This window comes from Alishewanella tabrizica, assembly GCF_014652375.1.
GTDB lineage: Bacteria > Pseudomonadota > Gammaproteobacteria > Enterobacterales > Alteromonadaceae > Alishewanella > Alishewanella tabrizica.
On sequence record NZ_BMYR01000010.1, the window covers coordinates 138,439 to 161,000 of the forward strand.

The following is a 22,562-nucleotide window of genomic DNA, read 5'->3' on the forward strand; positions in this document are numbered from 1 at the left end:
AAGCCCATTATACTTTGCGCCTGATTTTAGTGCCTGCCGATCGGAGTGGAAAATGGTCCAAAAGACAACTGAGCTGTACCGTGGAAAAGCCAAAACAGTGTATAACACCACAGATGACAATTTGTTAGTGTTGCACTTTCGCAATGATACCTCTGCTTTTGATGGCGAGCGTATTGAGCAGCTTGATCGTAAAGGCATGATCAATAACAAATTTAACTACTTTATTATGCAAAAGCTTGAACAAGCAGGGATCCCTACTCAAGTTCAACAGCTATTAAGCGATGATGAAGTATTGGTTAAAAAGTTGCAGATGATCCCTGTAGAGTGTGTTGTGCGCAATTATGCAGCTGGCTCATTAGTGCGGCGTTTAGGCGTAACTGAAGGCACGGCCTTGACTCCGGCCACCTTTGAGCTTTTTTTGAAAAATGATGCTTTGCATGATCCTATGGTCAACGAATCGTTAGCCATATCATTCGGTTGGGCTACTGCCGAGCAACTGGCTAAGATGAAGCAATTAACTTACCGGGCAAATGAAGTGTTATCTGCTTTATTCGCGGACGCTGGCATGATGTTGGTTGATTTTAAATTAGAGTTTGGTTTATTTAATGGTGATATTGTCTTAGGTGACGAGTTTTCACCGGATGGCTGCCGATTATGGGATCAGGCTACGCGTAAAAAATTAGACAAAGATCGCTTTAGACAAGGACTAGGTGGTGTTGTTGAAGCCTATGAAGAAGTCGCGCAACGCCTTGGCGTAAACCTTGATTAATTTCGATTAGTCCGGGTGTTTATGCTGCTGCATCAGGATGTAATATGTTAGATAAAGCCACCTGCGGGTGGCTTTATGCTTAACTTAGCTCAAAAGATGGTTTTAGCTCAGGAGAACACATGTTGGTAGCAAAATGGTTCGTCACTTATGTGAAGCAGTTGCTGATGGTGCTGGTGTTATGGGTATTTTTTACTCTAAGTAACTTGGCCTATGCAAATTCGATCTCTGCTTTATATCAAGCTGAAGTCAATGCTGAACAAACACAACAACAGTGGCAACGTGAAGCCTTTGAGCAGGTATTAGTGAGAGTAACCGGCCAGCCTGACATTATGCGCCAGCCACAAATCAGCAGTGAACTCACCCAAGTCGCTAGCTATGTTAAACAGTTTGAAGCGCTTCGCACGGAGCAAGGCAATCGAGTACGAGTAATGCTTGACGCGCAGCGTATTCAGCAGTTACTGCGTAATTTACAGATCCCGGTTTGGGGCGGGCAGCGTCCTGAGTTACTTTTCTGGATCGTCGAACAACGGGGGGCTGAGCGCCAATTTGTGCGTCAAGCTGACAATGTCTGGTTAAGCAGTTTACAAGTGGCCTTACAGGACCAAGCGTTGCCGTTTACACTACCGCTGTATGATATGGATGATTTATTATCACTGACGGAAACAGATGTTTGGGCCGGGTTTTGGCCGCAAATTGATCAAGCAAGCTTACGGTATAATGCGGATCAAACTGTAGTCTTATTGCTGGAAGAAACCAATACCGATACGGGTACCGGCTGGCGGTTAACGGCTTTACGCCAGCACAATGCTAATGTATTACGTGATGAGATCGTTGCAACAGAACCCGCACAATTGATGCAGCAATTTGCAGGGCGTTTAAGCCAACAATTGGCACAGCAATACGCCATTCTATTAAACAATACAGCGCAACAATCCGTGTCGATACAAATTAATGGTGCAAACACCTTGGCAGATGTGGTGACTATCGAGCGGCGTTTGGCAACGATGTTGGGGGTGAGTCGGGTTGAAATAGCGCAGCAATCATCGTCTAAGATCGTTTTTACACTCAGCTTACAGATGACGCCTGAACAGCTATTACAAGGCTTACAATTTGAACCAAATTTAACCCAAAGGAGCACAGATAGTGAGTCTGCTCTGATGGGACAAATGGATAAAGAGCAACTTGACGTTGTTTCTAGCACACCGGCTATTTTAGCTGAGTTTGACTTTACTAAATCGTAGATGCAGCCATTACAATACACCCTGGCGGTGACATTGCCAGAAGATGAAACCTTAGATAGCTTTTATGCAGCAGAGCAAAGTGCGGCAGTGAGTTTTCTAAAGCATTACTTGCGCGCTCCGGCAGGGCAAGCGCCGGTGTATTTGTTTGGTGCTAACGGCAGTGGTAAATCACATCTGCTTTATGCGGCTTGTGTTCAGGCGCAAGAGCAAGGCCTTACCAGTCAATTATTGGCATTACAGGATTGCGAACAGCTTAACCCCCGAATGTTAGATAACCTAGAACAATTGGATCTGGTGTGTTTAGATAATATTCATGCTATTGCCGGCGATTTGAATTGGCAGGTTGCGCTATTTGATTTATACAATCGGTTAGTAGAGCAAGGTAAGGCCTTGATCATTGTTGGTAACCAAGCACCTCGCCAATTAGGCATTACGTTGCCCGATCTTGTTTCGCGTTTGCACGCATGCACCAGTTTTCAACTACGCTTGTTAAACGATGACGACAAACAAAAGTTGCTTCAGCAAAAAGCCCGCTTACGTGGCATTGAATTGCCAGATGAGGCAGCACGTTATCTACTTAACCATCATGATCGCGATATTCGCGCCTTAGTCGCGATGCTAGACAAACTGGATAAAGCATCGATTGTGCATCAGCGAAAGTTAACCATCCCTTTTATTCGTGAAATTCTGCAAGAATCTTCGTAACGCGATAAAGAGTAAGTAAAAAAACACGTTTTCAATAGAAAAATCTGGTCTTTAGCCTGCGAGCAGCGCTATTTCTGGTGTATTATTAGCAACTTTGAACCATGTAAATCTTGGTGGCGTTGAGGAAAACAATGAACCTGACAGCAATTTTAAATGAGGCGCTTGCAGCAGTGGCTGCTGCCAGTGATATTCCTGCTCTGGAAGAGGTTCGAGTAACCTTTATGGGCAAAAAAGGTAGCATTACCGAGCTGCTTAAATCATTAGGGGCAATGGATCCGGAACAGCGTAAAATTGCCGGTCAGCAAATTAATGATTTAAAACAGCAAGTACAAGATGCGCTTAACGAAAAGCGCGATGCCTTACAGCAAGCACAATTATCTGCCAAGTTATCACAAGAGCGTATTGATGTGACCTTGCCAGGCCGTGGCCTAGACGCTGGGGGTTTACATCCGGTTAGCCGCACTATCGCGCGCATTGAAAGCTTTTTTGCCGAGCTAGGTTTTGAAACTAAGCACGGCCCAGAAATTGAAGATGATTTTCATAACTTTGATGCCTTAAATATCCCTGAGCATCATCCGGCGCGTGCCGATCATGATACTTTTTACTTTAACCCTAAACTGATGTTACGTACGCAGACCTCGGGCGTGCAAATTCGTACCATGGAACAGCAACAGCCACCGCTGCGAATTATTTCGCCGGGTCGGGTGTATCGTAACGATTATGATCAAACGCATACGCCGATGTTTCATCAGGTTGAAGGCTTGATGGTGGATAAAAACGTCAGCTTTACCGAGCTAAAAGGCATTTTGCACGATTTTTTACATAACTTTTTCGAAGAAGACTTAAAAATCCGTTTCCGGCCATCGTTTTTCCCTTTTACCGAACCATCTGCTGAAGTGGATGTAATGGGCAAAAATGGTAAGTGGTTAGAGGTGTTAGGTTGCGGTATGGTGCACCCTAATGTGCTGCGTTCTGTTGGCATCGATCCTGAAGTGTACAGCGGCTTTGCTTTTGGTATGGGGGTTGAACGTCTAACTATGTTGCGTTACGGCGTAACCGATTTACGTTCATTCTTTGAAAACGATGTGCGCTTTTTAAAGCAGTTCAGATAAGCGGAGTATTAAAAATATGAAATTTAGCGAATCCTGGTTACGTGAATGGGTCAACCCCGCACTGGATACTCAGGCCTTATCTGAACAATTATCGATGGCCGGCTTGGAAGTTGATGGTATTGAAAAGGTTGCTGGTGATTTTCATGGTGTGGTAGTGGGTGAAGTGGTTGCTTGCGGCCCACATCCTGATGCAGACAAACTGCAAGTTACCCAAGTGAACGTTGGTGGTCCTGAGCTGCTGGATATTGTTTGTGGTGCGAAAAACTGCCGTTTAGGCTTAAAAGTGGTCGTGGCAACGGTAGGTGCGGTACTGCCAGGCAATTTTGAAATCAAAAAAGCTAAACTGCGTGGCCAGCCCTCACATGGCATGTTGTGTTCATTCTCTGAACTTGGCATGGCAGAAGATTCTGATGGGATTATTGAACTACCGCAAGATGCGCCGGTTGGCACAGACATTCGCCAGTATTTGAAGCTGGATGATGTAACGATTGAAGTCGATTTAACGCCAAACCGGGCCGACTGTTTAGGTATTAAAGGGTTAGCGCGCGAAGTTGGCGTACTAAATAAATTAACCGTGTGTGAGCCAGTGATTACTGCTGTTGTCCCTACGATTGATGAGCAAAAAGCCATAGTCCTTGAGGCACCTGCTGCTTGTCCGCGTTACCTAGGCCGTGTCATTCGTAATGTAAACGTTAACGCCACTAGCCCTTTGTGGTTAACAGAAAAGCTACGCCGTTCGGGTGTGCGCAGCATTGATGCGATTGTTGATGTCACCAATTATATTCTGCTCGAACTGGGTCATCCCATGCATGCCTTCGATTTAGCCAACATTGCCGGTGATATTAAAGTGCGTATGGCAACTGCCGGTGAAAAGCTGGTGTTACTGGATGGTAATGAAGTTAGCCTGCAAGAAAATACGCTGCTGATTGCTGACGAGCAGAAAGCCTTAGCCATGGCGGGGATCTTTGGTGGTTTGCATAGCGGCGTAACCAATGAGACAAACGATATCTTCTTAGAAAGTGCCTTTTTTGCGCCTTTAGCTATTGCCGGTAAAGCAAGACAATATGGATTACATACCGATGCTTCGCACCGTTATGAGCGTGGCGTTGATCCAGAATTACAGCGCACAGCGATGGAGCGAGCAACGGCTTTACTCCTTGAGATTGTTGGCGGTGAGGCAGGTCCAATTACCGAAGCCGTGGCCAGCGAGCATTTACCGCAAAAGGCACCTATTGGTTTAACTGAGCAAAAGTTAGTACGTATTTTAGGCCATCAGGTGGCCAAAACCGAAGTTACTGACATCTTGACGCGTCTTGGTTTAGGTGTTAATGAAACGGCTGAGGGTTGGCAAGTGACGGTTCCAGGCTATCGTTTTGATATCAGTATTGCTGAAGATCTGATTGAAGAAGTTGCTCGGGTTTACGGTTATAACAATATCCCCAATGTGGCCCCGGCCGCGTCTTTAAAAATGCGTGCATTTAAAGAAGCTGCGCTAAGCGTGCCTCAAATGCGTCAGGTATTAGTGGATCGGGGATATCAGGAAGCTATCACTTACAGTTTTGTTGATCCGAAGGTTCAGCAAACGCTGTTTGCCGATCAGCACGCTTTAGTGTTACCTAATCCAATTTCTGCTGATATGTCAGCCATGCGTTTGAATTTATGGCCGGGCTTATTACAAGCGGTGCAATATAATCAAAGTCGTCAGCAAAATCGCTTACGCTTATTTGAATACGGTTTGAAGTTTATCCCTGATGCAACGGCTGAGGGCGGCGTTAGACAAGTCCCGGTGATCGGCGGGGTGATTGTTGGTTCACTGGCCAATGAGCACTGGAGTATTGCTGAGCGCCCGGTTGATTTTTATGATCTCAAAGCCGATGTTGAAGCCTTATTGGCGTTATTATCATATCCACAGTCGGTGCGTTTTACTGCAGCTGAACATTGTGCATTACATCCAGGACAAACCGCAGCGGTCTATGTGAACGAACACCTTGCAGGTTACTTAGGGGCTTTACATCCTGAGGCTGAACGCAAACTGGGCATCAAAGGCAAGGCCTTTTTGTTTGAATTAGAATTGGCTGCGTTAGGTGAGCGGCAGATTGTTCAAGCGCAAGAGCTGTCAAAATATCAAGCAAATCGCCGTGATTTAGCGATAGTGGTGAAATCAGATGTGCAATTTGCCGATATTGTTGCTAGTATAAAAAAAGTTGGCGTAAATCAGTTAGTTGACCTAAGATTGTTTGATGTATACACCGGTCAGGGTGTGGCAGAGGGCTTCAAGTCACTAGCCATTGCGCTGACCTTACAAGATAAAGCGCGTACGCTTGAGGATAAAGATATCCAACTTGTTGTTAATCAAGTGGTTAGCGTGCTTAAAGATGATTTCGACGCAACGTTGAGGGATTAGTAAATGGCGCTTACCAAAGCTGATTTAGCAGAACGTTTATTTACCAAGTTTGGCGTGAGTAAACGCGATGCCAAGCTGATTGTAGAAGCTTTTTTTGAAGAGATCCGAGCCGCACTTGAATCGGGTGAACAGGTTAAGTTATCTGGTTTTGGTAATTTTGATTTGCGCACCAAAAATGAACGGCCTGGTCGCAATCCAAAAACCGGCGAAGATATTCCCATTTCAGCGCGCTGTGTGGTGACCTTTCGGCCAGGGCAAAAGCTTAAATCACGCGTTGAAGCGGGTACGAGCAAATCCTAACTGGTCAAATGTGAACGACGTATTGGCTTTGTCGTTTACTTAGTTTCACTAGGCTTAATGCAAAACGGCAGTTACTGTTAACTGCCGTTTTTTGTTTTTTTAAGGCATGATTGATCCAGATGAAAGTCAAAACTGTAAAGAATTACGTTCACTACCGAGTATTCTCTGCAATAAACCGATTGATCGTTTCACCTAATCTATAATAATTGGGGTTATAAACCTAATGATAAACATGCCTTTACATGTTGTTTGGTTGCGTCATGACTTACGCTATCATGACAACCAAGCTCTTTATGCAGCAAGTCTGGCTGCTCAAGCGGATAATGGTCGAGTGGTGGCTGTTTTCATCGCCACTGCGCAAAGTTGGCAACAACATGATATGGCGCCGATTAGGCAAGATCTGTTACGTCGTCGTGTAGTGGCATTAACCACTGAGCTATCAACGTTGAATATCCCACTGTGGGCAGTTGAAGGTACAGATTATCAGCACTGTGTAACTGTATTTCAGCAGTTACTTTCTATGGGGATGGTAGCCCTTTATGCCCAGCAAGAATATGAGTTACGCGAAGCGCGTCGCGATAGCGCTGTCACTCAGTTGCTTAGTCAGTTTAACTGTCCAGTACATTGGTTTGATCGTCTCTGTGTAATGCCTCCGGGCAGTGTATTAACCCAACAAGGCGATATTTATAAGGTTTTTACCCCCTTTAAGCGTAACTGGCTTGCAGCTTTAGCCGCTAAAGGCGTGCAGTGTTTTCCTAAACCGCTAGCTCAACAAGGCGAACCGATTCAGCCACCTGACTGGCCCGCCATGCAACCTGGTGATGACAGTTCAATAGCCTGGTCAGTAACAGAACATGATGTGTTAAATAAGATGCGGGCCTTTTGCCAATCCAAGGTTCATGATTACGCCAATGATCGTGATTTACCGGCTATAGAGGGCACATCGTCTTTATCGGCGTATTTGGCCATCGGTGTGATTTCAGCGCAACAATGTGTGGCACGATTGCAACTTGAGGCAAACAATGCTTTAGCAGTTGAAAAGAGCGGGGCATCGGTCTGGTTGTCTGAATTGATCTGGCGAGAGTTTTACAAACATATTTTAGTAGCGTTTCCCAAGCTGATTAAACATCATGCTTTTCAAGCTGACACGGATAAGATTGTTTGGCCTAATGCGCCAACGTTGTTTGAGGCCTGGTGTAAAGGTGAAACCGGTTATCCTATTGTTGATGCGGCGATGCGGCAACTTAATAACACGGGCTGGATGCATAATCGGTTAAGAATGATCACCGCCAGTTTTCTTGTTAAAGATTTACATATCGATTGGCGCTGGGGCGAGCGTTACTTTATGTCTAAACTGATTGATGGTGATTTTGCTGCCAATAATGGCGGTTGGCAATGGGCAGCATCAACGGGGACAGACGCTGCGCCGTACTTCAGAATTTTCAATCCCGTTACGCAAAGCGAGCGCTTTGATGCAAAAGGCGATTTTATTCGTCGCTATATTCCCGCATTAGCGACAAAAACGGCAAAAGAGATCCATTGGCCACACAAACCCATTACGCCGAGGGGATATCATGCGCCGGTAGTGGATCACAATAATGCTCGTAAAGTAACCTTAGCCTTATTTACAGCAGTAAAAGGAAAAGAAACTGGAGGCGAACACGATGTTGGATAAACGTTTACAGGATTTTTTAGATTACTTTAATCAATTATCCAATAGCAATTTGCTTTCAACCGAAACTATTTACCATCCAAATGTGCAATTTATTGATCCTGTGCATCAAATTAATGGCCGTGATGCATTAATCTCGTATTTGCAACATGGCTATCAGCGTCTTAATTATGCCAAATTTACTGCTGATCAAGGGGTAATAACGGATAACCAAGGGTTTATAAGTTGGCAAATGTGCTTAAGCCATCCTGCGATTGGCAAAGGCGTTGAAATCATAGTGCATGGCTGTACTGCGCTGCGCTGGGAGGACAATCAGATTATTTATCATCGTGATTACTATGATCTTACTGAGATGGTTTATCAACATTTGCCTGTACTCGGATGGTTAACGAGCAAAGTACGCCAGAAGATGGCGGATAACTAATAAAGTCTGTGATATTTAAATTTAAGGAATTTTATGCGTATAGCGGTAATCGGCGGTGGTATTTCTGGCATGCTAAGCTGGTATTTGTTGCAACAAAAACATGATGTAACCTTGCTGGAAGCGAATGATTACTTGGGGGGGCATACTGCAACGGTAGAGGTTGATGTTCAAGGTCAGCGATACGCAATTGATACAGGTTTTATTGTTTTTAACGATTGGACATATCCTGTTTTTAATAAGTTTATTGCAGAGTTAGGTGTCGATAGTCTGCCAACTGAAATGAGTTTCTCTGTCAAAAATACGCAACATAATTTAGAGTACAATGGTAATACGTTCTCAAGTTTGTTTGCACAAAAACGTAATATATTCCGGCCTTCTTTTTGGAAAATGCTCCTAGAAATTACCCGATTTAATAAATTAGGTAAGCAATTGGTTGCGGCTGATCATCCTGATTTAGATCTCGAGCTTGGAGCATTTTTAGATAAGCATGCGTTTGGCGCGGGGATCCGTGATAATTACCTGCTACCGATGGGCGCGGCGATATGGTCAGCGGGCCTTACGGATATGCCAAAGTTTCCGGTTAGATTCTTTCTGCGGTTTTTCAACAACCATGGTTTATTGAATATTAGTGACAGACCGCAGTGGTCGGTGATTAAAGGGGGTTCAAAACGTTACGTAGAGGCGCTATTAGCAAAAACCGGCACCGAGAAGTTACGCTTGAAACAACGAATCAGTGGCGTGAGCCGTCAAGAAGAGGGCGTAACCATTCACTATGCCGACGGCACAAACGAGCAGTTTGATAAAGTGGTGTTTGCTTGTCATAGCGATCAAGCGTTAGCGCTGTTACGTGATGCATCAGTAGAAGAGACCGCAGTGCTTGGCGGGATTGCTTATCAACAAAATGAAGTGGTGTTACACACGGATACTCGATTATTGCCAGAACGCAAAGCCGCTTGGGCCTCTTGGAATTATAATTTAGATAATAAACGAAGCGATCGTTCTACACTGACCTATAACATGAATATTTTGCAGCGTTTAACAGCTCCCGTTACGTTTTGTGTTACGTTAAACAATACGGCAAATATAGCGAAAGACAAAATTTTAGGGGTTTATCACTATGCGCATCCAGTTTATAACCCCATGACACTCGCCTGTCAGCAGCGTCGGGCTGAGATCAATGGTCAACGCAACAGCTTTTTCTGCGGGGCCTATTGGTACAATGGTTTTCATGAGGATGGAGCCCGCAGTGCTGTTGATGTTGCCGCTTTGCTTGGAGTAAGTTATTGATGCTTAATGGCCACGCTGTATATTGCGGCAGAGTTGGGCATAAACGATTTTTACCCAAGGTACATGGCTTTGATTATCCTTACAGCGCCTACTGGTTAGATTGTGCTGAGCTTAACGCTGATAGCTTAGCCGCAGTGGGTATTCAGTATGAGCGATTTGGGGCAATTAGTTTTCGCCGCAAAGATTTTCTGGAAGGTAGCGCTGACTTAAGTGATGCGGTGCGGCAAAAAGTACAACAGCTGGGGGGCGACAAACCGATTAAACAGGTATTCTTATTATCGCCCCTTGCCAGTTGGGGGCTGTATTTTAGCCCGCTAAACTTATATTACTGTTATAGCGAAGACGCAGCATTTGCCTATTTGTTAGCTGAAGTGAGCAATACGCCTTGGAATGAGCGCCATTATTACTTGCAACAGTTAATACCAGCGCAATTGCAGTATCAACACGATAAAGATTTTCATGTATCGCCGTTTAATCCGCTGGATATGCAGTATCGTTGGCAGATACCAGCCCCAACAGAAACATTATTTTGCAGTATCACCAACATTCGCGAAGAAAAAGCGGTGTTTAGTGCTTGGTTTACACTGCGCCGTTTCAATTTAACTAAAGCCGTACGCCGGAAGATTTTGATCCGCCAACCATGGCAAAGCGTACAGATATTTACACGAATTTATTGGCAAGCACTAAAGTTATTGGTAAAACGGGTGCCTATATATGCCCATTCTAAATCCAGGGGATCTGATGTATGAGTTTGTCGCTTAGCGAGAAAGCGGTTTTTGATAATCTCGGTTGGTTTGACCGATTATGTCGTAAATTTACGTTAAATTTTTTAAGCCAGTTACAACATGGCGCGATTACAGTATCAGAAGCGGGTGTAGAGCAGCATTTTGGTGATAAAACTGCCGATTTAAAAACAACGATTACGGTAATCGATCCTGCCTTTTACCAAAAACTGGTACTAGCAGGTTCTGTCGGCGGCGGTGAAGCTTACATTCATGGGTTTTGGCGTTGTGATAATCTAACAGCATTGGTACAAATCTTTGCGCGCAATCTTGCGGTGTTAGACAAAATGGATTCAACGTGGGCGCGTTTAAGCCGTCCATTGCTTAAATTGCTAAATTATCGCAATCGAAACACGGTTTCCCAATCGAAGCGCAACATTGCTGCGCACTATGACTTGGGTAACGCTATGTATCAATTGTTTCTTGATCAAAGCATGATGTACTCAAGTGCCGTCTATCCCAGCGCCTCTGCTACCTTAGCAGAAGCACAGCAGCATAAACTCCAGCAAATTTGTGAACGTTTGCAGTTAACTGCCAGTGATCATCTGATTGAAATTGGTACGGGGTGGGGCAGTATGGCCATTTATGCTGCTCAGCATTATGGTTGTAAAGTAACTACGACCACGATCTCACAAGAGCAATTTGATTACACTCAAGCTCGGGTGCGCGAGTTAGGTTTAGAGCAGCAGATCACCTTGTTATTTAAAGATTATCGTGAGCTTGAAGGCAGCTTTGACAAACTGGTATCCATCGAGATGATTGAAGCGGTAGGTGATGAATTCCTAGATGAATACTTTGAAAAGTGTAGCAGTTTATTAAAACCAGACGGCATTATGGTGTTACAAGCGATTACCATGGTTGATAATCGTTACCAACAATATGTAAGAGAAGTGGATTTTATTAAACGGTACATTTTTCCTGGTGGCTGCTTACCGTCAATCAGCCGTATGGCAAATGCTGTTGCCGACAAAACAGATTTAGTGATCCGTCAAATCCAAGATATTGGTTTTGATTATGCTAAAACGCTAAAAGATTGGTGCGATAATTTTATGGCCGAGCGAGATGCAGTGCATCAACTAGGGTATGACGATAATTTTATTCGCTTATGGCATTTCTATCTTTGCTATTGTGAAGGTGGTTTCCGCGAACGCGCGACCAGTGCAGTGCATTTAGTGTTAACAAAACCTGAAAACCGCAATGTGATTTAACGTTTACACCGGTTATTTCGTGTTGCTACACTCGGCCAGCTTCTATGCTGGCCGAGTTGTTTATGGTTAAGTTAATGGCAGTGTTGTTAGGATGTTATGGCAACAGAAAACGGCGGAAGCGAGATTATTTTTAGCCTCAGACGTGCGTTACGCGTCTGGTGTTGTTTCTGGAACCAGAATCAGCCCTTGTTCTGTTAGAACAATTTTTTTATCTTTGTATAATGCTCCAACCGCTTGTTTAAACGCTTTCTTGCTTACACCAAAAGCCGCATAAACTTCTTCTGGTGAACTTTTGTCGGTGAGAGCTAGCTTGCCACCATTCTTCCGCAAGCGATGTAGAATATTGTCGGTAAGCTCTTGGGCTTGTTTGTGCGTTGTGCTGACAAGACGTAAGTCAATTTTTCCATCGTCCCGGACTTTCATAACATAGGCAGTTAACTTATCACCGCGACGTAGTGGCTTGAACACTTCATTTTTATACAACACTCCCCAGTGTTGTTGTTCAATAATTACTTTGTAACCCAGATCGGTTTGATCACTGACGATGATTGATACTTTATCGCCTAGTTGATAAGACGCAGGGGTTTTGTGTAAATGACGATCCAGTTTAGTCGAGGCAACGATGCGATTACTTAAATCAACATAGCAGTAAACCAAATAATGCTGGCCTTCTTTTAGCGGAATTTGCTGTTCACTGAAGGGCACCAATAAATCTTTTTTTAGCCCCCAGTTTAAAAAGGCGCCAACTTTAGTAATGGCAACAACCGGGAGCGAGGCAACTTGTCCCACCATGATACGCGGGCGTTCCGTGGTGGCGATAAGTTGATCTTCCGAGTCGAGGTATAAAAATACCGAAATATCTTGGCCAATTTGCAGATCAGCAGGCGCGACGTTGTTGGGCAGTAGGATCTCACCCCAGCTTAAACCGTCCAGGTAGAAGCCAAATTTTACCTGTTTTTTTACGGTTAATGTATTTAGGGTACCCAGTGCAATCATCTTCGCCTCTTAATTTCAATCTGTTAGGGGCGTATTGTAACGGTTTTTAGTCTTGTATGCTGAGCTTATTTTACTTGGTTGGGCATTACCAAATGCATTATAGCTTAAGAAAGCCTTTGGTTAGGATTGGCGTCGCTGAGACGCCTTTGTTATCAAATCGCTTCCAGATTTTTTCGTGGAAAAAATAGCCTACGGTATTAACTGCAGGTTCTATAACAGCCACTAAACCACCCAATACCAGATCGCCGGTAATTAAATAAGTGACACCAAAAGCAACGCTAAAATGCATAATGGCGAAGGTAAATGTTTTAATCATGATGCGGCTCCTCGTTTGACGCTTAGAGGTAATGATAGCGGTTCTCATTATTAATTAAAGTGAATATTAGCAATTGCCTTAATCAATTATTTTGATATGTAAAAGTCATCGCTTCACGCTTAACTCACGTATACTTTTGCCAAGTAAGAAAAACATATAACTATCCAGTAGCTGAGGTGTGTTCATGGATTGCCGTGAGTGGTTAGATATCAAACAGTACGAATTTCTGATGAATTATTTTATGCGGCGACAACGGGAATTAGCATTGTCAGAATTAGATGAGCCATACAGCTATGATGGTTATAGTCGATATGATCAATTATGTCAGCAGGTGGTTAAAGAAGCGGAGCTAGCTTTTATTGAGTGTTTTGGTGAGCCAGCGCCGCCCATTGTTTTTACTAATTTATTTCACTTAGCAGAGTTGGAGTTAGCTGGCAAACGTCCACGGCTAAAAGGCCCAAAGCAATTGCAATAGCCTTATTCTTCAAGCCGTTTTAATGCATCAATAAGCATCGGCACATCCAAGCTTTCGTTAAGTGGCACTAATGTACCCGCTGACCATACGCCAGAGCTGCCGTCTTGTCGGAGTATCATCATTTTATCTTTACGAATACTAATAATGTCTTGCTGACTGATATTTAACTTTGGCAGTGAGCTTGGACTAAACAGATTATCGCCAAGCCATTGACCTTGTACCTGACAGCCTGCCGCATGTAATAAGGTTGGTAAAAGATCGAGATGCTGGCTGCTGTGTTGCTTTAGCGTTGTAAATAATGATGGCCACTTGATTAATAACGCCTCTGGAGCTAATTGAAAACGCGCATTTTGACCTTGTAACGGGACGACAACGATCTGGGAAAAATCTTGATAATCTTGCCAGTTTTGTTGTGGATCTGCATCAAACACTATGGCGAATGGGCTTGCCGATAACGTTGTAGTCGCCCATGGCAACACCTCGTTTAACGTGGCGTTCCGATTGACTATGGTAAGACGATCCGCCGGGATCTGCGCTAGCCAGCCGGGAGCTGCTTGCAAGGCCTGACGATTTTTTTGTTCGGCCATGAACTGACCGTAAAGTACATTTAATAATGCTTCAGGCATATTGTTTGGAACAAAATGCGGTTCATGTGGGCGTAATTGCTGTTCACGGAGAAATTGGGTTTGCGTGCTATTCAGGGCATCGGTGAGAAGGATCAGCGTCGAGCCTTGCATGGGCAAATTACAGCTTAGCTGATTATCGCTAGGATAAAGCGCGTTTAAATTGAGTCGATCAGCTTGACGTTGTGCTCGTTCTGTAAGATCAACCAGTTTATACCGCGCTAGTAAGCTCTTTGCTGTAGCTGGATAAGAAAAGGGCAGAATATTATCTTGTCGAGTAATATCCCAATTTAAGGTTGCATCCGCATAAATATGCATAATATGGCTTGCCATAAAACTGCCGAAAAACACAGCTAAAGCGGGATTGCCTAACCCTGATTGGCTTAAACGCGTAATTTTTTTCCAACAAAAATTACTGATATACAGTTCTAGTGCGAATAAAAACCCGCCAACGACTAAGACAATTAAAATAAAATTTCTAAGATTGGTAACAACCTGCTGTCGCAATAAATCGATGGTTTGATCTAATGACGCGCTGCCGATGTGATAACCAAGTTGGCTATACACATAAGCATCAAATAGTAACACCACCAGTCCCAAACTGGCTAACGCAGCGGCTAAGCCTCGAATGTGTCGCTGATAAGGAAAAATCAACGAAAGAGGGAAAATGGTGAGAATAAAAAACATAAAGCAAATAAATGCAGTATGCCCCAACCAATTTAGTCCTAAATAAATCCAGCCTAATGCGGTTTGTGGCAGGGGTTCTGACCACCAAAACATCGCTGTTATTACCAAGGCGAGTAAAATATTAAAAAAGCTAAACCAATGTCCCCAGTTTAGTAACCGGTTTACTTTTTTGACTAAAGAGAGGTTTTGTTCTAACACCATTGCAGACTAATTGCGACGTTGTGAAACGGCATCACTTAATGCCTGATTAAACGAACTAGCAACAGCCTCGCGCTGCGCAGCGGGCACTGAGGTATTGATAACATGGCTGACGGCGTTACCTAAACACATTAAACTAAGCTCTGTGGTCGCTTTTTTGTCGTGTAAGGTTTCGAGTAGCTGATTTACCAGGGTTTCAATCTGGTCAGTAGAATATTTTGATATAATGGGCATGGATTACTCAGATAAACATAACTTAAACAGATAGAATAGTAACAGAATTCAGAAAAAACAGGAAAACTTATGTCGGTAGATATGCAGCACTTGGCGATTAATTTTATTGCGTTGACCGATAGTGGGGAACATCAGGCGCATTATCGCGAGGCTTTGATTGGTAATAGTCATGCTGTGGCCAATTTAGTTGAGCAGCTTCACTTAGCCTATAACGGTAAACCTGCTAAGGGGTATGCACGTTTTAATCACGATAAATCTACGCGGGTATTCCACGCGTTAACCGATTGGAAGCGTTCGCAGACTGATTTCTTGGGGTTTGCTAAAGCGACCACCGATGCATTAGTGGTGGAGTTAAGTCAGCATCAATTGCCAGAAACAGGCTATTTACTGTTAGCGCATTATCAGTATTTGGCCAGCGAATATTTGTTAGTGTGTTTGCTGGGCAGTAAAGATCACTTCGAATTGTCTGAGCAGTTAGAGCTAGCCGCGTCGCGTCATTTAGATATCGGTCGTATGCAATTAGCGGCGCGTTTTGACCTAACTGAATTGGATGTTAATGCTGACAAAGGTAACTACATTAGTTTTATCCGTGGACGGGCGGGACGAAAAGTTGCTGATTTTTTCCTAGATTTTTTAGGATGTGAAGAAGGTGCCGATGCGCGAGCAAATAGCCTCAAGGTTTTAGCGTCGGTAGAGGAATATATGGGAGCTGCAGAGTTTGCTGGCGAAGAAAAAACCTCGGCACGTCGTCAGGTGTTTGATTATTGTGAAGAGCGAGCAAAAGCTGGGCAAGAAGTGGTGTTAGCTGAGTTATCTGCGGTACTCGATCCCGAACAAGAAAATGGTTTTTTGCATTATTGTGCCGAGCAACAACTCGACGTGGCAGCACAGTTTCCGGTGGAAGTAAAAGAGCTTAAAAAGTTGGTAAAGTTTAATGGCGCAGGGGGTGGATTGTCATTGAGTTTTGATGAGAAACTATTAGGTGAACGTGTACAGTATGATGTTAAAACAGACACCTTAGTGATTAAAGGTACGCCACCGAATTTACGTGATCAGCTACAGCGTTTTACTCAGGGGTATTCGGCGTTTGATCACGCGGCGGAGTGATTTTTGCCTTGTCATTTAGCGTGTCAGCAGCCATCAGCTTAGTAGGGGATGGTTGTGGGCCGACATCAGCAGTTTGCTGATGATCCTTTAAACTGGGCATGCGCTGTTTGGCGGAATGTTTCACTAACATAATATTGCCGACAATAAAGCCAAATGTTAGCGTTAACGCCCAAAAAAGTGGCCAGTTCATAGATTATTCATGATAAATGTTAGTAATGTACCGCTCGAACAGCTGTGGCAGATGGAGCAAGACCTGCTCTTGTTCAGCAATAGGAGTAGTTTGCAGAATGCGCTGCAACATGGGTAAGCTGAAAGCCGCTTGGCATTCTTTGGCAAGTGGTTTGTAGCTGATATGCCATGGCTCTGCTGCAACGCCGCCTTGGTAATGTTGATAGGGTAAAAAGAAATCGTACTGTGCGGCGTGCTCTTGGAGCCAACAACTTAGCTGATGGAAAGGTCCGCCTTGGGCATATTCTGCGGGGGCAAGCTGCGGCTCGTAATCGGCTGTAACGGCTGCAGCATCATAAACATCAAGCTCAGTGCCCCAGTGGTGTCGACTCGCACCGGGTAAAGCGGAGTACAACATAATGGCCTCGAGTTTGGCAAGGCCAGTCAACTGAGTGATATTTAGTGCTTGTTGTAAGGCATTATATACTGGACGGCGTCCCTCACATTTAGCTTGCCAAATGCGGGCTTGGCGCTCGAAACTACGCCAAGACGATACCACTTTTAACCTTATGCCATCGGCAGCCATTGCGCTTACCAAACGTTGATATGCTGGGACAACCTGTTGATGCAATTGATGATGTTGATCAATCCATTGCATCGAACTGCTGTCTTGACCCGTGAGGAATTGCGCGGTCGGTGTAAATGCCATTACGCACTCAATTTATGTTGTAAGTTTAGCAGCAACGCTGAATAAACGTCCGTCAATTGTGTTAATTCTGCAATGGCGACGCATTCATTAATTTTATGGATAGTGGCATTGCAGGGGCCTAGTTCTATCACCTGAGCGCCGGTTGGGGCAATAAAACGACCATCTGACGTGCCGCCTGTGGTTTCTAACTGCGGTGTAATGCCTTGCACATGCGTGATGGCGTTTACCGTAGCCTCAACTAAATCGCCAGCCGCTGTCAAAAAGGGTAGCCCGTTGTAGGTCCATTCAATCGCGTAATCAAGATGATGTTTATCCAAAATAGCGCAGGTACGTTGCTCTAATTGTTGGGCGGTAAGCTCAGTACTGTAGCGGAAGTTAAACATAACATTTAGCTCGCCTGGGATAACGTTTGAGGCGCCGGTGCCGGCCTTGATATTGGCGATTTGAAAGCTGGTTGCTGGAAAAAACGCATTGCCGTTATCCCATACTGTTGTTGCAAGTTCCGCGAGGGCAGGCGCGGCTTTATGCACAGGATTATCGGCTAAATGAGGATAGGCAACATGACCTTGTATTCCTTTTACCTTAAGATGCCCCGTCAATGAACCGCGGCGACCGTTTTTAATGACATCACCGAGTTGTTTGCCACTCGAGGGTTCACCTACCAAGCACCATCGAATTTTTTCTTGGCGCGCCTCTAATGTTTCAATAACTTTTGGGGTACCGTTAATAAAGGGACCTTCTTCATCACTGGTGATTAAAAACGCGAGATTAAATGCTGGCTCTGGGTGCAATGCAATAAAACGTTCAGTAGCAACGATCATCGCCGCTAAACTGCCTTTCATGTCTGCTGCGCCCCGTCCGTAAAGCATGTCGCCAATAATAGTGGGGGTAAATGGAGGCGTATGCCATTGTTCAGCTGGGCCGCTGGGTACCACATCAGTGTGCCCTGCAAAGCAAAAAAGCGGTTTACCTTGACCGTGTCTGGCCCACATATTAAGCGTATCGTGAAAAGGCATCATTTCAATGGCAAAGCCAATTTTCGCTAAACGCTCAGCCATCAATTGCTGGCAACCTGCATCGTCGGGCGTCACGGAGGGTTTTTCAATAAGTGCCATCGTTAACGCGAGAGTGGCATTGTGTTCTGGGTGATGTAATGTAGTCATGCTTTACTGCTCAATTATGCTGATGTTTTAAGCTGTTGATACGACGCTTCTGAAAAGCCTAATATATATTGCTCACCATTGACCAGTACCGGTCGTTTAATCAGTGCCGGTTGAGCCAACATTAATGCCAGTGCTTTGGGACGATCCAGATCTTTTTTCTGCTCTTCTGATATTTGACGCCATGTTGTACCACGCGTATTTAAAAGCTGTTGCCAGTCCAGTTGATCAGCGAATTGCTCTAACAGCGATGCACTAAGGCCATCTACGCGATAATCATGAAACTGATACGGCAGTGTCAGATGTTCTAAAAAGCGCTGTGCTTTTTTAATGGTGTCGCAATTTTTAATCCCATAAAGCATTATCATATTATGTCTTCTGTTACTCTCTAAATATTATCTGTACTGCCCTGCTATTTAGCGAGGCGGATAGGGTTGCCGATAGTGTTGAGATACTTTATCAAGCTCATGGCCCTAGATCCAACTTATCTAAAGCAGGAATTAGGTTGCAAAGCAGTTACACCGCTAATTTAAGACTGCTCTTGATGTATTGGTAACACAAACAACGGATCTTGATTCGCCTGAACATGCGCTTGTTTGCTATAAAGCGTGTTGAATTTAGTCGGGACTCGCAATGAGGCCACACAGAAAATTTCACCTATATTAAGCTGTAAAAAGGGTAAATCTAGCTGTAGTAAAGGGCTGCCGGCTGCTATTTTTTGACCCGATTTGCTTAACCAATGTAATCCTTTACCCTGAAGCTTACGTATTGAAACAGGTAAGTCAATGATTAAAATTAGCCCTGAGCTGTGCATTAAACTTAACCTACGGCCTAGATCTCGTGAGGTGCTTAACATGGTATTAAAAGGCGCGATAATTAAGCCATGTTCTAATTTTGCACATAGACTGTTAGGTAAAATATCCTGCTGGTATAGGGGCTCAGGGTGTTTATTGGCCGGCATCACCAGACCAGTAAATGGGCTTTTAATCACTAAGCCTTGCATGTTTTTCCAGTCTTGCTGCCAAATGATTGCCGTTTGCAACACGAAGCCTTCCTCTATTCATAGACTTTCTGATGATAACGGAAAGCTTGAACTAGATCAGCTCATTTTAATCCGTAATAGAACGTTTGCTCGATAGGTTCAAAAGCAGAGAAACGTTTATAAAAAGAGAATCGTGTTTAAGACGTTGTACCTTTATAACAGGTATCACGCTCAATCCCAGAATATATGCTGGTGTTTTCGCCGTTAGTTTGTGTTTATGAGGGCAAAGCGTTTTTTTCATGTACTTTTATTGTGGTGGATGTTTTGGAAGCGGCAAATTAAGCCGTGGATTGTTGTCCACAGATTCTGTGGATAACCTTGTTGGTAAGGTGCGATTATCTATGTATGATCATGAAGTCATTCACTATAAAACGATGGCATGAATATTGTTTGTTTTAACTCCCAAGAGTTATGCTTCAAGTATTGCAAAAGAGCGACTTTTCTAAAGCGTATTGGTTTTTTTGTGCTGGTTAATTATTGAGCGTCACAGTAATCAAGCCGAGTAATAATGCCGCGGTAGCTATCAAAGTTGTGCTAAAGTACATAGTAGGTTAACAGCGGTTTTGTCACGTTTGCTAGCAGTAGGAGTCATACCCGTGAAACTTTTTAAATATATTGGTACTGGCATACGTTATGGCCGGGTTTGGCCAACTAAACCTGAACTAAATGCTATTTTCCCTGAAAATCGCATTATTTTATTAACGCACTTTGCTGCGCGTTATTTGCCACTTTTAGCGTTTATCACGGCGGTCGTACAATACCAATTGCTTGGAGCCGCATTCTTAGGTCAAATAGTGGCCATGATGTTATTTATTGCCACTATGCCATTGCAAGGCTGGTACTGGCTTGGCGTGCGTGCAAATAGCGATCTGCCTCCCGCGTTAATTAACTGGGGCAACGAGATACGTGAGCAAATCCAAAAACACGGCAAGACTGAAATGCTGCCAGGAATACCCAAAAGCTATTTTGATCTGGCCAAGCTGTTACAGCAAGCATACCAGCAACTAAACAATACCGTGATGCGTCGCTGGTTTTAGTATGTCGCTGTTTTAGTATACTGGTGATAGATAATAGACTGATTCGTCATACATTTGGTTAAGCATGCTGATGGTTAAGCATGCTTTTAATGATGAGACGTGCTGGCGAATGTTTAGAGGGTAAATACCGACCAAACAGGTGCATGATCAGAGGGACGTTCTAAGCCTCTTAATTCATAATCAATACCCGCTTCTGTACATAAGCCGGCCAAGGGAGGTGTTGCCATAACCACATCAATTCTTAGACCACGGTTGTCATCGAACCCTTTTGAGCGGTAGTCAAACCAACTATATTGGCCAGTAGTATCTGGAAATAAGGTGCGAAAGGTATCTACTAACCCCCAATCTTTTAGCTGTTGTAGCCAAGCACGTTCTTCGGGTAAAAATGAGGTTTTCCCCTCACGCAACCAACGTTTGGCGTTGGCGTCACCTATGCCAATATCTAAATCGATAGGCGAAATATTAATATCGCCTATCACCGCAAGATAATCGGTGCTGCTATTATGATGATGGGTCAGATAATGTTGTAAATCGGCATAAAATTGTGTTTTTGCTGGAAATTTAATGGGATGATCACGATTTTCACCCTGGGGAAAATACCCATTTAACACGGTCAGTGTTTTATTATTGGCAACACTAAACTGACCAATCAGCATACGCCGTTGCGCATCCTCTGCGTCACTAGGAAAACCATATTGCATCGTGATCGCTTCTGCTTTACTTAAAATCGCCACACCATAGTGGCCTTTTTGTCCAAAATGGTAAACGTGATATCCCATGGCTTGCACTTCTGCGAGAGGAAACTCACTGTCTTGCACTTTGATTTCTTGTAAGCCGATAATGTCAGGCTGATGTTTGTCAATAAGCGCTTGAAGCTGATGCAAACGTGCGCGAATACCATTAATATTAAACGAAATAATTTTCATAGTTGATCCAAATCTTACTCTACGTATTTTTACGATCATAACATGTAATACTCAGCAGTGCGAAATAGGAGCAGGTAGGGTGACAGATGCTGTAGCTAATACGTTACCGTTTCAATATGAGTTAATATTTAGTACAAGGCGTCGTTCTATACAATTGGCTATTGTACAAGGCCAACTGAAAGTAAGAGCACCCACGGGCACGTCATCGCAGTACATAAAACGCCTGTTGGAAGAAAAACAGGCTTGGGTGCTGAAACACCTCCAAAGCGGGAGATCTCAACCTGTTTTAAGTTGGCTTGAACGCAGCAGCATCTTAGTAAATGGTAAGCGTTTGGCTTTTAACTGGACCCTTGCTACGGGGGGAACTGTGCTGCTAAGTAAGCAGGCGTTGCAACTCACCATTCCCTCGCGGATAGCTGTTATACAACGCGAGCGCTATATCCAGCGTGAATTACAACGTTTCTTCACCTTACAAGCACAAAACGTGTTGGCGACGGTAGTTGAGCAACAGTCCATTCGCATGGGGGTGTTTCCTTCCTCAATACGAATTGGCAATTGGAAAAGGCGCTGGGGCTATTGCGATAGTCAGGGGGTGCTTGGCTTTAATTGGCGTTTAATGCAAGCGCCTGATTGGGTGTTGGAATATGTCGTTATTCATGAATTAGCGCATCTTCAGTATTTGAATCACTCTGCACACTTCTGGCAACTTGTTTCACAGTTTTATTCAGATGTCGCCGCGGCGCAAAGTTGGTTAAAGCAGCATCAACACGAGTTAATGTAAGAATAAAAACAATTAATAAGCAGTAATAAAAAAACCGACCCGAAGGTCGGCATCAAAGGACATCTTTCAAGGGAGGGGATAGTTAACGAGGGAATAGTTACCTAAACATTGAAACACTCTTTTCATGTAGTAAGACTACAGTGTTTAAAAAAAATTCCCGCCATTGAAATTTTTTGCATCTACTCTTGATAATAGTTTA

At 43.9% G+C, this 22,562-nt stretch carries 25 protein-coding genes; 15 read left to right on the plus strand and 10 right to left on the minus strand.

Features of this window, described 5'->3' with window-relative positions; translation table 11 throughout:
- Positions 1–52: 52 nt before the first annotated feature.
- The 11 genes from purC to IE070_RS12795 all read left to right on the plus strand — a co-directional run bounded on the left by purC (position 53) and on the right by IE070_RS12795 (position 11,904).
- On the plus strand, positions 53–769 hold the full coding sequence (gene purC / locus IE070_RS12745; protein ID WP_189483576.1) for a phosphoribosylaminoimidazolesuccinocarboxamide synthase: 717 nt from the start codon (positions 53–55) through the stop codon (positions 767–769).
- A gap of 119 nt (positions 770–888) precedes the next feature.
- Positions 889–2,010, plus strand: a complete 1,122-nt coding sequence (locus IE070_RS12750) for a DUF2066 domain-containing protein (protein WP_189483577.1) — start codon at positions 889–891, stop codon at positions 2,008–2,010.
- Positions 2,011–2,715 carry a DnaA regulatory inactivator Hda gene (gene hda / locus IE070_RS12755; protein ID WP_189483578.1) on the plus strand — a complete coding sequence of 235 codons (705 nt, stop codon included), beginning with the start codon at positions 2,011–2,013 and terminating at the stop codon, positions 2,713–2,715.
- Between the two features lie 131 nt (positions 2,716–2,846).
- Positions 2,847–3,827, plus strand: coding sequence for a phenylalanine--tRNA ligase subunit alpha (gene pheS, locus IE070_RS12760; RefSeq protein ID WP_189483579.1), 981 nt, complete (start codon positions 2,847–2,849; stop codon positions 3,825–3,827).
- A gap of 16 nt (positions 3,828–3,843) precedes the next feature.
- The gene (gene pheT / locus IE070_RS12765; protein WP_189483580.1) at positions 3,844–6,231 is read left to right on the plus strand and encodes a phenylalanine--tRNA ligase subunit beta; all 2,388 of its coding nucleotides are present in this window, start codon (positions 3,844–3,846) and stop codon (positions 6,229–6,231) included.
- A gap of 3 nt (positions 6,232–6,234) precedes the next feature.
- The gene (gene ihfA, locus IE070_RS12770; RefSeq protein ID WP_189483581.1) at positions 6,235–6,531 is read left to right on the plus strand and encodes an integration host factor subunit alpha; all 297 of its coding nucleotides are present in this window, start codon (positions 6,235–6,237) and stop codon (positions 6,529–6,531) included.
- Positions 6,532–6,763: 232 nt separating this feature from the next.
- A complete protein-coding gene (phrB, locus tag IE070_RS12775) occupies positions 6,764–8,206 on the plus strand; it encodes a deoxyribodipyrimidine photo-lyase (protein ID WP_189483582.1) in 1,443 nt (480 codons plus the stop codon).
- Entirely contained in the window at positions 8,196–8,627 is a 432-nt protein-coding gene (locus IE070_RS12780) for a nuclear transport factor 2 family protein (RefSeq protein ID WP_189483583.1), read from the plus strand. Before phrB ends, IE070_RS12780 begins: the two co-directional genes overlap by 11 nt.
- Positions 8,628–8,660: 33 nt before the next feature.
- Complete coding sequence (locus tag IE070_RS12785; protein WP_189483584.1) at positions 8,661–9,914, plus strand: NAD(P)/FAD-dependent oxidoreductase; 1,254 nt, start codon at positions 8,661–8,663, stop codon at positions 9,912–9,914.
- Complete coding sequence (locus IE070_RS12790) at positions 9,914–10,663, plus strand: DUF1365 domain-containing protein (protein ID WP_189483585.1); 750 nt, start codon at positions 9,914–9,916, stop codon at positions 10,661–10,663. The genes IE070_RS12785 and IE070_RS12790 overlap by 1 nt, the downstream gene beginning before the upstream one ends.
- Positions 10,660–11,904: an SAM-dependent methyltransferase gene (locus tag IE070_RS12795; protein ID WP_189483586.1), complete on the plus strand. Its 1,245-nt coding sequence runs from the start codon at positions 10,660–10,662 to the stop codon at positions 11,902–11,904. The genes IE070_RS12790 and IE070_RS12795 overlap by 4 nt, the downstream gene beginning before the upstream one ends.
- Before the next feature lie 147 nt (positions 11,905–12,051).
- Here IE070_RS12795 and IE070_RS12800 read toward each other — a convergent pair whose 3' ends face one another.
- Together IE070_RS12800 and IE070_RS12805 are read right to left on the minus strand one after the other, a co-directional pair.
- Positions 12,052–12,900 (minus strand): CvfB family protein, encoded by an 849-nt coding sequence (locus IE070_RS12800; protein ID WP_189483587.1) that lies wholly within the window; start codon positions 12,898–12,900, stop codon positions 12,052–12,054.
- Positions 12,901–12,997: 97 nt separating this feature from the next.
- Entirely contained in the window at positions 12,998–13,216 is a 219-nt protein-coding gene (locus tag IE070_RS12805; RefSeq protein ID WP_189483588.1) for a DUF2061 domain-containing protein, read from the minus strand.
- Between the two features lie 184 nt (positions 13,217–13,400).
- Between IE070_RS12805 and IE070_RS12810 the strand changes: the two genes are divergently transcribed.
- Positions 13,401–13,691, plus strand: a complete 291-nt coding sequence (locus IE070_RS12810) for a hypothetical protein (protein WP_189483589.1) — start codon at positions 13,401–13,403, stop codon at positions 13,689–13,691.
- Positions 13,692–13,693: 2 nt separating this feature from the next.
- Here the strand turns inward: IE070_RS12810 and IE070_RS12815 are convergent, their stop codons facing one another.
- Together IE070_RS12815 and IE070_RS12820 are read right to left on the minus strand one after the other, a co-directional pair.
- On the minus strand, positions 13,694–15,202 hold the full coding sequence (locus IE070_RS12815; RefSeq protein ID WP_189483590.1) for a DUF3413 domain-containing protein: 1,509 nt from the start codon (positions 15,200–15,202) through the stop codon (positions 13,694–13,696).
- 6 nt (positions 15,203–15,208) lie between these two features.
- The gene (locus IE070_RS12820) at positions 15,209–15,433 is read right to left on the minus strand and encodes a YejL family protein (protein WP_189483591.1); all 225 of its coding nucleotides are present in this window, start codon (positions 15,431–15,433) and stop codon (positions 15,209–15,211) included.
- Between the two features lie 69 nt (positions 15,434–15,502).
- On the opposite strand from IE070_RS12820, the gene yejK reads away from it, so the two are divergent.
- Positions 15,503–16,540, plus strand: coding sequence for a nucleoid-associated protein YejK (gene yejK, locus IE070_RS12825; RefSeq protein ID WP_189483592.1), 1,038 nt, complete (start codon positions 15,503–15,505; stop codon positions 16,538–16,540).
- Here the strand turns inward: yejK and IE070_RS12830 are convergent.
- The 5 genes from IE070_RS12830 to IE070_RS12850 all read right to left on the minus strand — a co-directional run bounded on the left by IE070_RS12830 (position 16,500) and on the right by IE070_RS12850 (position 19,622).
- On the minus strand, positions 16,500–16,730 hold the full coding sequence (locus IE070_RS12830) for a DUF2897 family protein (protein ID WP_189483593.1): 231 nt from the start codon (positions 16,728–16,730) through the stop codon (positions 16,500–16,502). The genes yejK and IE070_RS12830 overlap by 41 nt on opposite strands.
- 3 nt (positions 16,731–16,733) lie before the next feature.
- Positions 16,734–17,417 carry a M15 family metallopeptidase gene (locus IE070_RS12835; RefSeq protein WP_189483594.1) on the minus strand — a complete coding sequence of 228 codons (684 nt, stop codon included), beginning with the start codon at positions 17,415–17,417 and terminating at the stop codon, positions 16,734–16,736.
- A complete protein-coding gene (gene dapE / locus IE070_RS12840) occupies positions 17,417–18,580 on the minus strand; it encodes a succinyl-diaminopimelate desuccinylase (protein WP_189483595.1) in 1,164 nt (387 codons plus the stop codon). The genes IE070_RS12835 and dapE overlap by 1 nt, the downstream gene beginning before the upstream one ends.
- 14 nt (positions 18,581–18,594) lie before the next feature.
- Positions 18,595–18,945 (minus strand): ArsC family reductase, encoded by a 351-nt coding sequence (locus IE070_RS12845; protein WP_189483596.1) that lies wholly within the window; start codon positions 18,943–18,945, stop codon positions 18,595–18,597.
- Between the two features lie 161 nt (positions 18,946–19,106).
- Positions 19,107–19,622, minus strand: coding sequence for a PTS glucose transporter subunit IIA (locus IE070_RS12850; protein ID WP_229797061.1), 516 nt, complete (start codon positions 19,620–19,622; stop codon positions 19,107–19,109).
- Between the two features lie 593 nt (positions 19,623–20,215).
- Here IE070_RS12850 and yfbV point away from each other — a divergent pair.
- The gene (yfbV, locus tag IE070_RS12855) at positions 20,216–20,656 is read left to right on the plus strand and encodes a terminus macrodomain insulation protein YfbV (RefSeq protein ID WP_229797062.1); all 441 of its coding nucleotides are present in this window, start codon (positions 20,216–20,218) and stop codon (positions 20,654–20,656) included.
- 113 nt (positions 20,657–20,769) lie between these two features.
- Here yfbV and xthA read toward each other — a convergent pair whose 3' ends face one another.
- Positions 20,770–21,582 carry an exodeoxyribonuclease III gene (gene xthA / locus IE070_RS12860; RefSeq protein ID WP_189483597.1) on the minus strand — a complete coding sequence of 271 codons (813 nt, stop codon included), beginning with the start codon at positions 21,580–21,582 and terminating at the stop codon, positions 20,770–20,772.
- 79 nt (positions 21,583–21,661) lie between these two features.
- Here xthA and IE070_RS12865 point away from each other — a divergent pair, with 79 nt between their 5' ends.
- Positions 21,662–22,363, plus strand: a complete 702-nt coding sequence (locus IE070_RS12865) for a M48 family metallopeptidase (protein WP_189483598.1) — start codon at positions 21,662–21,664, stop codon at positions 22,361–22,363.
- Positions 22,364–22,562: the final 199 nt, after the last annotated feature.